Here is a 10636-nt window from a genome sequence, read left to right on the forward strand (position 1 = left end):
CTCATCCTTGACGGCGGTTCCTGCGAGGTGGGCATCGAGTCGACCATCGTCGACACAACCTGCACTCCATTCCAGATCCTGCGCCCCGGCGGCATCTCCGCCGATGCGCTCGAAGCCGTTCTCGGCGTGCCGGTGGCGCGTATCGCAAGCGGCGAGGCGCGCGCGCCGGGCATGCTCGAGGCGCACTACGCCCCCGCGGCACGGGTGCTTCTGGCCACCAGCGCCGACGACGCCCATCGTCTCGCCCGCGAAGGACGACGGGTCGGCTTCATCGGCCTCGAGGAGGCTGCGGTGCCCGCAGGTTCGGTGGCGCTGGGTTCGGCATCGACGCCAGAGGCCTACGCCCACGACCTCTACCGCTGGCTGCGTGATGCCGACGCGCAAGGCCTCGACCTGGTGGTGGCGGTCCCCCCGCCCCCCGCGGGGATCGGCGTCGGCGTGATCGATCGACTGAAGCGCGCGGCCGCCTCGACGCCATGAGCCGAGCGCTGCGGGAGATGTTCTCCACCTATGCCACGCGCTGGCCCGACGAAGGCGATGTCGCGGCGCGCTTCATCGCGTTCGTCGACACCCATGCGGACTGCCTGCACCGCACCTGCGTGCCCGGACACCTCACCGGGTCGGCCCTCGTCACCAGCCCCGGCCTCGATCAGGTGCTGCTCACCCACCACCGCAAGCTCGGGCTGTGGGTCCAGCTGGGCGGGCATGCCGATGGCGAGGCGAACCTCGCTCATGTGGCGATGACGGAGGCAAAAGAGGAATCCGGGCTTCGGTCGTTGCACTTTCTGGCGCACTCGTGCGTGGGGGGCACCAACCCGGGTGACGGATCGGTGAAGGCATCCACCGACCCGATGCCCTTCGATCTCGACATCCACGAGATCCCGGCCAACGCACGCGACCCGGCACACCTGCACTATGACGTGCGGTACCTCATCGTGGCCGCAGACCCGCACGGCGAAACCGTGGTGGTGTCGCCGGAGTCCCACGATGTGCGCTGGTTCACCCTCGCCGAGGCGAGGGCGCTCACCTCGGAGGTCAGCATGCACCGCCAGTTCGACAAGCTGGAGGCGTTGCGTCGCCCGACGTGAAGCGGCAGATCGGCTTCCGACCGGAGATTCAGACCATGGTCTGAGGCCACCCACGACACAATATGTCGTGGTACCCATGGTAGCATGGGGCTACAGATAGAGAACAGCCCCGCGACATCTCGCGACAGACCCAGACGGGTCCACAGCCGCGAGAGAACGTCGCAGACAAGAAAGGTGAATCCAATGATGGGATATGTTGCACTCTTCGTCTTCTATGTGATGGTGGCCATCCTCACCCTCGACATGAGCCAGTACCTCGACTGGGGTGGCAGCGCCGAGGCCGACCCTGCCGAAGCGCGACCTGCGCCGCGCCGCGCCTCGACCCCCCTGGTCAGCGCCTTTGGGCGGGCCATGCGCTCGAAGCGCCTGCGGGCCGTGCGCTGACCTCCCCCCGATGCCCTTCGAAGCCAGTGATCTCTACGATCTCGACGCCGAGCTGAGCGACGCCGCGCGCGCGCTCCGCGATCGCGTGCGAACCTGGGTTGACGAGCGCTTCCTGCCGAACGTGCAGACGTGGTGGCGCGAAGGAACCTTCCCCCTCGCGCTGGCGAGCGAGATGGCGGCGCTCGGCTGCTTCGGCGGAACCATCAAGGGGTACGGCTGCGCTGGCTACTCTCCGCTCGAGTACGGCGTGGTGATGCGCGAGCTCGAGCGGGGCGACAGCGGGCTGCGCACCATGGCGTCGGTGCAAGGCGCCCTGGCCATGCACGCCATCGCCGACTTCGGCAGTGAAGCGCAGAAGCAGCAGTGGCTGCCTGCACTGACCCAGGCCCAGAAGCTGGCCTGCTTCGGGCTCACCGAACCGGACTTCGGCTCCAACCCCGGCGGCATGGCCACCACCGCCCGCCGTACCTCGACGGGGTGGGTGCTCGACGGCAGCAAGCGATGGATCGGCAACGCTGGCGTGGCTGACGTCGCCATCATCTGGGCCCGCGTCGTGGGCGACCCGAGCATCGACAGCACCTCTCCCAAGGCCATCCGCGGTTTTCTCGTCGACACCCGCCTGCCTGGCTATCAGGCCACCCTCATCGATGGCAAGCTCAGCCTGCGCGCCGCGCTCACCTACGAGATCGCCCTGGCGGGCTGCGAGGTGCCCGACGACGCGCTGCTGCCCGGCAGCCGAGGGCTGGGGTCGGCCCTGTCGTGCCTCAACCACGCCCGCTACAGCATTGCCTGGGGGGTGGTGGGCAGCGCCATGGCCTGCTTCGACGAGGCCCGTCAGCACGCCGCTTCGCGCGTTCAGTTCGGGCGCCCCATCGGCGCGTTCCAGCTGGTACAGGCGCGCCTGGCGCGCATGCTCTCCGAGATCACGAAGGCCCAGCTCGTGGCGTGGCGACTGGCTGCGCTCAAGAGCGAAGGCCGCGTGACACCGGCCCAGATCTCACTCGCCAAGTGGAGCAATGTCGAATCGGCCATCGAGGTGGCTCGCGAAGCCCGCGATCTGCTGGGCGGGGTCGGCATCCTCGACAGCCATCAGAGCTTCCGCCACATGTGCAACCTCGAGAGCGTGCGCACCTACGAAGGCACGATGAACATGCACATGCTCGTGCTGGGGCGAGAGATCACGGGGCGCTCGGCCTTCTCCCCGGACGATCTGGCAATGCCGTAGGGCTCACCCGAAGCCCTCGGCGCCTCCGCACGCGCGTGCAGGTCAGACGCGCCCTCTCCTCATCCCCGCTTCGCCGTGAGCAGCAGCACGCCGCAGGGGGTCAGCTGAAACTCGACTTCCCCCCCGACCACCTCGACGCCCACACCCGCGGGCACAACGCGCACCTCGCGCAGGTCGGCAAAGGGCAGGCGAACGCGGCCCGCATGTGGCGCATTCGAGATGTTCACCACGGCCATGAGCACATTTCCGCCGCCGTCGTCCCACCAGGCGCCGTCAAGCGGCTGGACGAGACCGAGTGGGCGCGCACCCGAAGATGCGGTGAGAAATGCCGCGAGGGCGCGCATCTCGTCGGCCTCCCTGCGAATCTCGCCCCACAGCGGCGTGCGTCGCAGGTCCCACGCGTGGTCTGAAGCGGCCGGGTCGAGGCTCTCATGCACGGTGTAGTACACCACCCCCCTCGCCCCATGGCTCAGGCCGACCCACGTCATGGCACGAAGCTGCTCCGGCGTGGGCGGCACGGGCCAGAGCGGCGCCTCGACGAAGGCCTGCTGGATGAGCCACACCGCTCGTCCCGGACCCAACGCCTCGCGCGCCAGATCGACCCAGTGCCCCACGGTGCTCACCGGCTTGGGAACGGCGCCCAGCGGATACGGGTCGACGGCCAGGATGTCGCAGGCCGTGCCCAGGGTGGGGAACGTGGACGGAGCGTGGTTGGCCTGGTACAGCGGCCGTCCGTCGCACGCGGCAAAGGCGAGGTGAATGGCCTCGAGAGCGCGCTGGGTGAAGGCCGGCTTCATGTCCGGCTCGTCGACAGCCGTCCAGGCAAGGGGATGGAGGCCACCGTACCGGTCGACGAGGGTCTTCACGCCGACTGACGCCTGGGCTGGATCGGGCGCCACATCGGTCTCGAAGATCACCTGCATGCCATGCGCCGCAGCCGCGGCGGCGAGTGCGTGCGGGTTGTCTCCCGGAGGCATGAGCACGAGGTTCACGCCGCTTTCGGCGGCGCGCTCGATGGCCTGCACGCTGCTCTCGTGAAGATAGAGCCCGATGGGAAGAAAGGGCGCGCCGCCGATGTGCGTGACCCCGTCACGGGTGATCTGCACCGCCGCACCGAACCTGCGCGGCAGGCCAGGCAGGGGACGAATGCGCACAGGGTCGCCCTCGATCACGGTGGCGCTCCCCTGCGATACCCGCCACCAGAGCAGCTCACCGGGCGGCAGGGGCAGGGCGGCGACCGCCACACCGTCTCGCGGCGCCCACGCAAGGTCACCCATGCGCGTCTGGCCGCGCGTCTCGCCGGCGTGCCAGGCAAAGACCGCCTCCGAAGACATCTTGCCCACCACCTCGAGGCGCAACCGGTTCTCGACGGCGCTGACGCGAAGGTCGAAGGGCAGGCGCACGAGCTCGACGTCACGCAGCTCAAGCCTCCCCTTGCGCGCGCGCAGCGAGAACGCAATGCTCGACGGGCCCACGGGGCCGGTCTGGCGCATGGTCACCGCGTGCGCAGCCCACCCCTCGCCCACCTCGAAGTCACCGCGCGCCGGCCCCAGTGCGGCGCTCACCCGCGCCCGGGGCTTCTCCCCCGTGAAGCGGGCCGCGAAGCGCAGGGTGTACACCCCCGCCTCGTGCAGATCGAGGGGGCTCCAGGCCACGGCGGCCGGCGCGCCTGCGTGGTTGGCGACGCAGAGGCCGTCTGGAAGGGATTCGAGGGTCGGCAGATGCGCGACGTCGAGCTTGAAGAAATCAACGATCTGCTGGCGAAACGCCCCCCGCGCTCCCCCTGTCCAGTCGAGCAGGCGGAACGCGAACCGCTCGGCGCTGGCTTCAGCGGCGCAGGTGAGCACCACCAGCAGCGTCATGGCGACACACGTCAGCCGCCGAGACACAGCAGGCGTTCGGCGATCTCGTAGACATCGACCGGCCAGCACCACGACGGCCGAGGCTGGAGTGCGCCGTGCCGCCGGGTGGCGCGGCACGTGAGCACCTCGCGCCGCCAGCGCTCCGGGACGCCTTCACGACCGTGAAAAGCGCCCAGCAGCGCGCCGGCGATGGCGCCATTGGTATCGGTGTCGCCTCCCTCGCAGACCGTGTCGATGACGCCCTGCTCGAGCGTCTCGGCGTGCAGCAGGCGATGAAAGGCGTTGTGCAGGGCGGTCTTCACCCACCCCTGCTGGCGCATGAAGTCGGGCGGCGGCGCCAGGGCCGCGCGCTCGAGCACCTCGCGGGTGAGGGGCGTGGAAGCCTCGAGGGCGGCACGATACATCTCCTGGCGCGACGCGCCCGCAAGGCCAGCGGCCACCGCGCGCACAAACACCTGGCTGCTCTCGCGACAGACAGGATTGGGGTGAGAGAGACCCGCGTCGAGATCGGCCCAGCGCACGGCCGCCTCGACGTCGCGATGGGCGGCGATGCCAAGCGGGCTCACGCGCATGAGGGCGCCGTTCGACTCGCTGTGCGCGTTCGCTCCGCTGTCGGTGTGCGCTGCGCGTGAGAAGGCGGCGTGGGTGGTAGACCCGACATCAAAGGGGTGCGATTGATACCAGGTGCGATAGGCCGCGAAGGTGGTCGCCTCTTCGAATCGACCCGTGGCCACGAGACTGCGGGCAAGCGCCAAGGCCAGCTCGGAATCATCGGTGGCCTGTCCGGCCAGGGTGTTCCAGACGCCCCCGTCGGCGAGATCTCGCGGCCCCCTCTCAGGGTACAGGGTGCGGATACGCTGCGGGTCCTTGAACTCGACGAGACTGCCCAGGGAGTCACCCGCCAGCTGACCGAGAAGCACGCCCTGGGCGCGAGCAAGCAGCGCCGCGTCGACACGGGCATGGGGCGATGGCAGGCGCACCGGGAACGAGAGCGCCGACGTGGGCTGCACTTCGCGCTCGACCATGTGCCAGTCACGACGTCCGAGATCGGCGCACACCGCGAGCGAGCCGCCCAGGCAGAGATCGACCGACTGGCTGCCGACCTGGGGATAGCGCACCGGCGTTCCGCGGCTGTCGGTCACCTCGCCACCGCGGGCGCGCAGCAGCGCGTGGCCGCCGGCGAAGTCGAACCAGCCGGGATAGGCCAGCGAGACCGCAGCCTCTCCCTCGCCCACCGCCACCAGGGCGAGACGGTAGGCGATGCTCGACATGGCGCGATAGCGCGCGGGCGCGGTGCAGGCGAGGTTGGCCTCAGGCTTGCGGTCGGCGGCCTGCGAGACGAGCACCACGTGACGTGAGGTGAGGGCATCCGGCAAGGGCACCGTGACAACGGGTCTGCCGTTGCGCTGCATCGGGCCGCACCCCTCTGCCCACGCGATGAGGTCGCCGTCATCATCCGGATAGCAAGGGGCGTAGACGACGCCGAGCACGGGCACGCCGTCTCTCACCAGTGCGATGGAGACGGCGCTGGCGCGATATCCACGCAGATATGAGGCCGTGCCGTCATTGGGGTCGACGAGCCAGAACGTGCGCTCGTCGGCGGCGCGGTGCACCCCGGTCTCCTCGCCGTAGTAGCTCCACTCGGGGAAGTGGTGCAGGAGACGCGCGCGTATGAGGGCCTCGGCCTCGTCATCGACGTCGGCGTGATGGCCGGCACCACGGGGGCCGTCTGCTCGCCATGTATCGCGTCGGATGAGTTCGCCCGCCCCCCTGGCGGCCTCGATGGCGACGCGCAGGGCATTGTCGAGATCGCGCATTCCGAATCCTCCTCCAGTGCCGCGTCCACGAAGAACGCCCCTACCCCGCTGAGCAATCGGTGAGGATGGGATGCTGGATGGGTTGGCCGGCTGCCGCGCGACTCCTGCGGCTTCGAAGCGGTCTGCCCTCAGAGCCCGACGGCCAGGGGCATCTCAGAAGCGAAGCTGACCGAGCGTGCGCGGTGCACGAACTGTCCGAGGCGCGCGCCCAGGCTGCCCGACAGGCGCGTGAACGAGACGCTGACCACGCGCGCGCCATCGGCCGAGGTCCGGGTCGCGACCACGCGGGCCCGCACGCGGAACGCAGCGGAAGGCACCTCCACGGCCACCTCGATGGGCAGACCCTTGAAGCAGAGGCCGCCCTGCAGCACGAACGACAGGCCGCCCTGGCTGAAATCGCAGGTGCGCGCCGTCTGCCACCTGCCCGACCAGGGCAGGCGATACCAGAAGCGAACGGCGGTCGTGGCACGGTGATGGGTTCGTCGGTCGATCTCTCTCACGGTCATCCTCCAGAGCTTCCTCGTCTCACCACCGCGCTTGCGCGCCGCGGCCTGAATCTTCCCTCGTGAGTCAGACTGTAGAGCGCTGCGCTGAAAAAAGACTTGAAACGAGGAAGCCCCGGATCAGCGACCGTGTGGCCAGACCCAGTCGCGGATCTCCGGCATGTCATCACCGTGCTCGCGGATGTAGAGCCCGTGCTCGACCAGCCGCCCCTGCAGCTCCTCGCTGGCGTAGGCCGCCACGGTCTGCAGGCGGGGAACCCGATCGATGACGTCAAGTGCCAGGTGGAAGCGGTCGAGATCGTTGCGCACCACCATGTCGAACGGGGTGGTGGTGGTGCCCTCCTCCTTGTAGCCGCGCACGTGAAGGTTGGCATGATTGGTGCGGCGGTAGGTCAGGCGATGGATCAGCCACGGGTAGCCGTGGTAGGCGAATACGATGGGCTTGTCGGTGGTGAACAGGCGATCGAACTCGCGATCGCTCAGCCCGTGGGGATGCTCGCTGGGCGGCAGGAGCTTCATGAGATTCACCACGTTCACCACACGGATCTTCAGGTCCGGCGCGATGCGACGAAGCAGATCGACGGCCGCCAGGGTCTCGAGGGTGGGCACATCGCCGCAGCAGGCCATCACCACGTCCGGCTCGGCGCCCCGATCGTTGCTGGCCCAGTCCCAGATGCCGATGCCCGCGGTGCAGTGCTTGATGGCTGCGTCCATATCGAGGTACTGCAAGGCCGGCTGCTTGCCCGCCACGATGACATTGACGTAATCGCGGCTGCGCAGGCAGTGGTCGGTGACCGAGAGCAGGGTGTTGGCGTCCGGTGGCAGGTAGACCCGCACCACGTTGGGCTTCTTGTTCACCACGTGATCGATGAAGCCGGGATCTTGATGCGAGAAGCCGTTGTGGTCCTGTCGCCACACGTGCGAGCTCAGCAGGATGTTGATCGACGAGATGGGGGCTCGCCACGCGATGTGCTCCTTGGTCGTGTGGAGCCACTTGGCGTGCTGGTTGAACATGCTGTCGATGACGTGGGCGAATGCCTCGTAGGTCGACAGCAGGCCGTGTCGCCCGGTGAGGGTGTAGCCCTCGAGCCAGCCCAGGCAGGTGTGCTCGCTGAGGATCTCCATGACGCGCCCGGATGGTGCGAGACGCCCGCCCTGGGCGTCTTCTGGCAGGGTCTCGGCCAGCCAGGTGCGATCGGTGACGTCGAGCACGGCCCCGAGTCGGTTCGACTCGGTCTCGTCAGGACCCATGACGCGGAAGTTGGTGGGGTTCTTCTTCATCACGTCGGCCAGCAGCCGCCCCATCACCCGCGTGGCCTCCGCCGTGGTGGTGCCGGGGGCAGAGACGTCGACGGCGTAGTCGCGGAAGTCCGGCATGCGCAGCTCGCGCCGCAGCAGACCGCCGTTGGCGTGGGGGTTGTCACCCATGCGACGCTTGCCCGCAGGAGCGAGACCCGCGATCTCAGGCGCCGGCGCCCCGCTCTCGTCGAAGAGCTCCTCCGGCTTGTAGCTGCGCAGCCAATCCTCGAGAAGCGCAAGATGCCCGGGGTTGCGCGCCATGTCAGAGAAGGGAACCTGGTGAGAGCGCCATGAGCCCTCGGTCTTACGGCCATCGACCTCCTTCGGGCCTGTCCAGCCCTTGGGCGACCGCAGCACGATCATCGGCCAGGTCGGACGGGTGAGGTCGCCCTCCACGCGAGCCCGACGCTGGATACCCGCGATCTCGTCGCAGCAGGCGTCGAGCGCGGCCGCCATCTTCTGATGCATCTCCTCCGGATCGCTGCCCTCCACGAAGCGGGGCGCGTAGCCGTAGCCTCGCAGAAGTGCGTCGAGCTCGGCGTGGGGGATGCGCGCAAGTACCGTCGGGTTGGCGATCTTGTAGCCGTTCAGGTGCAGGATGGGCAGCACCGCGCCGTCGCTGGCCGGATTGAGGAACTTGTTGGAGTGCCAGGCGGTGGCCAGCGGTCCCGTCTCGGCCTCGCCGTCGCCCACGACGCAGGCCACCAGCAGCTCCGGGTTGTCGAGGGCGGCGCCGAAGGCGTGGGAGAGGGCATAGCCCAGCTCGCCCCCCTCGTGGATGGAGCCCGGGGTCTCGGGGGCCACGTGGCTCGGGATGCCGCCCGGGAACGAGAACTGCTTGAAGAGGCGCTGCATGCCCTCCTCATCGCGCGACACGTTGGGGTAGTACTCGCTGTACGTACCCTCGAGCCAGGTGCTTGCCACCAGGCCGGGGCCTCCGTGGCCCGGACCCGCGATGTAGATGACCGACAGGTCGCGGGCGTTGATGACGCGGTTCAGATGGGCGTAGATGAAGTTGAGGCCGGGGGTCGTTCCCCAGTGCCCGAGCAGGCGCGGCTTGACGTCTTCCACGCGCAGGGGGCGACGCAGCAAGGGGTTGTCGAGCAGATAGATCTGCCCGACCGACAGGTAGTTGGCCGCGCGCCACCAGGCGTGGATGCGGGAGAGCGCGTCGGCTGAGAGAGGCGCTTCGGGGGTGGCGGCAGGGGTCACGAGAGACGGCATGGGAACGACCTCCAGTTGGGGCGGGCTCCACAGCGGAGCCGGGATGGCGGTCGGAGGATTGGTGTCGCGCGGCGCGCTCTCCTGCCCTGCTGGGGGAGTCGTTGCCGCACTGGGCGAAACCTGACCCCCAAGAAGCGAGACCGCGTGACGCGGTTCGCAAGCCGTGACCGCGTGCGGTCAAGGAGGCCACGGGAGGTTCAGCGTTGCTGCAGCCTGGCACAGAGCTACAGCGGGGGTACATCATCGAGTCGGTCCTCGGCCGGGGCGGCATGGGGGCGGTCTATCTCGCGCGCCAGTCGAGCCTGGGCGGGCGGAAGGTGGCCATCAAGGAGACCGTGCTGCCAGGCGCGGCGGCGCACGACATCGCCGCTGCCACGGCCCTGTTCCGCAAAGAGGCCGAGATCCTCGCGGGTCTCGAGCACCCGGGACTGGTCGACGTCAAGGACTACTTCGAGGAGGGCGGCTCGCAGTTTCTGGTCATGCAGTTCATCGACGGGGCGAGCCTCGAAGAGGCCTGCACCGACCGCAGCCGCCTGCCCGCGGTCAGCGATGTGCTCGACTGGATGATCGCGGTGGCCGACGTGCTCACCTACCTCCACGAGCATCAGCCCCCCGTCATCGTGCGTGACCTGAAACCCTCGAACATCATGCTCGACAGCCGTGGCGTCATCAGGCTCATCGACTTCGGCATCGCGCGGGTCATCGACAATCGCAGCGAGACGATGACGTTCCTCAAGGGCGCGGGCACCGTGGGTTACGCCCCCCTCGAGCAGATGGGCGAGGGCAGCACCGATCCGCGCTCTGACATCTACGCCCTGGGCGCAACCATGTACCGGCTCATCACGGGCACCCTGCCTCCGAGCGCGGTCTCCATCGCGGCGGGAGAGGCCGCCACCACACCGCCCTCGGTCTTGAACCCCGACGTCTCTCCCGCGCTGGAATCCCTCCTGGCCTCCATGATGGCCCTGCGCAAGAACGACCGGCTGGCATCGGCGCGCGAAGCCCTTACGGCGCTGCGACGGGTGCGAAGCGGTGCCGGGCCATCGGCGCAGACCGCACCGCCCGTGATGACCCCGCGCTTCTGTCACCAGTGCGGCGCAACCCTGGAGAGCGGAAAGGGCTTCTGCGCGAAGTGCGGAGAGCGCGTCGATACTTCTCTGGGGAGCGGCGGCTTCCCGGTGGTGCCTCCGCAGCAGCCCCCCCCACCACCGTCAGGGAGCGGCGGATTCCAGAC

Annotated in this window: 9 protein-coding genes; 5 read left to right on the forward strand and 4 right to left on the reverse strand. The window is 68.9% G+C overall.

The annotated features are described in order from the left end of the window. From EB084_11520 to EB084_11535, 4 genes are all read left to right on the forward strand, one after another. The coding region (locus EB084_11520; protein NDD28883.1) for a translation factor Sua5 at positions 1 to 480 on the forward strand (480 nt) is incomplete at its 5' end. Next, positions 477 to 1088 (forward strand): NUDIX domain-containing protein, encoded by a 612-nt coding sequence (locus EB084_11525; protein NDD28884.1) that lies wholly within the window; start codon positions 477 to 479, stop codon positions 1086 to 1088. The genes EB084_11520 and EB084_11525, both read left to right, overlap by 4 nt. Positions 1089 to 1271: 183 nt before the next feature. Continuing rightward, the gene (locus tag EB084_11530; GenBank protein ID NDD28885.1) at positions 1272 to 1472 is read left to right on the forward strand and encodes a hypothetical protein; all 201 of its coding nucleotides are present in this window, start codon (positions 1272 to 1274) and stop codon (positions 1470 to 1472) included. Positions 1473 to 1482: 10 nt separating this feature from the next. Further along, positions 1483 to 2697, forward strand: a complete 1215-nt coding sequence (locus tag EB084_11535; GenBank protein NDD28886.1) for an acyl-CoA dehydrogenase — start codon at positions 1483 to 1485, stop codon at positions 2695 to 2697. Positions 2698 to 2756: 59 nt separating this feature from the next. On the opposite strand, the gene EB084_11540 is transcribed toward EB084_11535, so the two are convergent. From EB084_11540 to EB084_11555, 4 genes are all read right to left on the reverse strand, one after another. Next, on the reverse strand, positions 2757 to 4586 hold the full coding sequence (locus tag EB084_11540; protein ID NDD28887.1) for a hypothetical protein: 1830 nt from the start codon (positions 4584 to 4586) through the stop codon (positions 2757 to 2759). Further along, the gene (locus tag EB084_11545) at positions 4571 to 6376 is read right to left on the reverse strand and encodes a hypothetical protein (protein NDD28888.1); all 1806 of its coding nucleotides are present in this window, start codon (positions 6374 to 6376) and stop codon (positions 4571 to 4573) included. The genes EB084_11540 and EB084_11545 overlap by 16 nt, the downstream gene beginning before the upstream one ends. Before the next feature lie 128 nt (positions 6377 to 6504). After that, the gene (locus EB084_11550) at positions 6505 to 6882 is read right to left on the reverse strand and encodes a PilZ domain-containing protein (GenBank protein NDD28889.1); all 378 of its coding nucleotides are present in this window, start codon (positions 6880 to 6882) and stop codon (positions 6505 to 6507) included. A gap of 117 nt (positions 6883 to 6999) precedes the next feature. Then, on the reverse strand, positions 7000 to 9402 hold the full coding sequence (locus EB084_11555; GenBank protein NDD28890.1) for a phosphoketolase family protein: 2403 nt from the start codon (positions 9400 to 9402) through the stop codon (positions 7000 to 7002). A gap of 203 nt (positions 9403 to 9605) precedes the next feature. On the opposite strand from EB084_11555, the gene EB084_11560 reads away from it, so the two are divergent. Beyond that, a partial coding sequence (locus EB084_11560; protein NDD28891.1) for a hypothetical protein occupies positions 9606 to 10636 on the forward strand: 1031 nt, incomplete at its 3' end.

This window comes from Pseudomonadota bacterium (genome assembly GCA_010028905.1).
In the GTDB taxonomy this organism is placed as follows: Bacteria; Vulcanimicrobiota; Xenobia; order RGZZ01; family RGZZ01; genus RGZZ01.

Bases quoted from the DNA above. Each gene is read 5' to 3' on its own strand.
- EB084_11525 (NDD28884.1), top strand. From the start codon at position 477: ATGAGCCGAGCGCTGCGGGAGATGTTCTCCACCTATGCCACGCGCTGG.
- EB084_11530 (NDD28885.1), top strand. From the start codon at position 1,272: ATGATGGGATATGTTGCACTCTTCGTCTTCTATGTGATGGTGGCCATC.
- EB084_11535 (NDD28886.1), top strand. From the start codon at position 1,483: ATGCCCTTCGAAGCCAGTGATCTCTACGATCTCGACGCCGAGCTGAGC.
- EB084_11545 (NDD28888.1), bottom strand. From the start codon at position 6,376: ATGCGCGATCTCGACAATGCCCTGCGCGTCGCCATCGAGGCCGCCAGG.
- EB084_11550 (NDD28889.1), bottom strand. From the start codon at position 6,882: ATGACCGTGAGAGAGATCGACCGACGAACCCATCACCGTGCCACGACC.
- EB084_11555 (NDD28890.1), bottom strand. From the start codon at position 9,402: ATGCCGTCTCTCGTGACCCCTGCCGCCACCCCCGAAGCGCCTCTCTCA.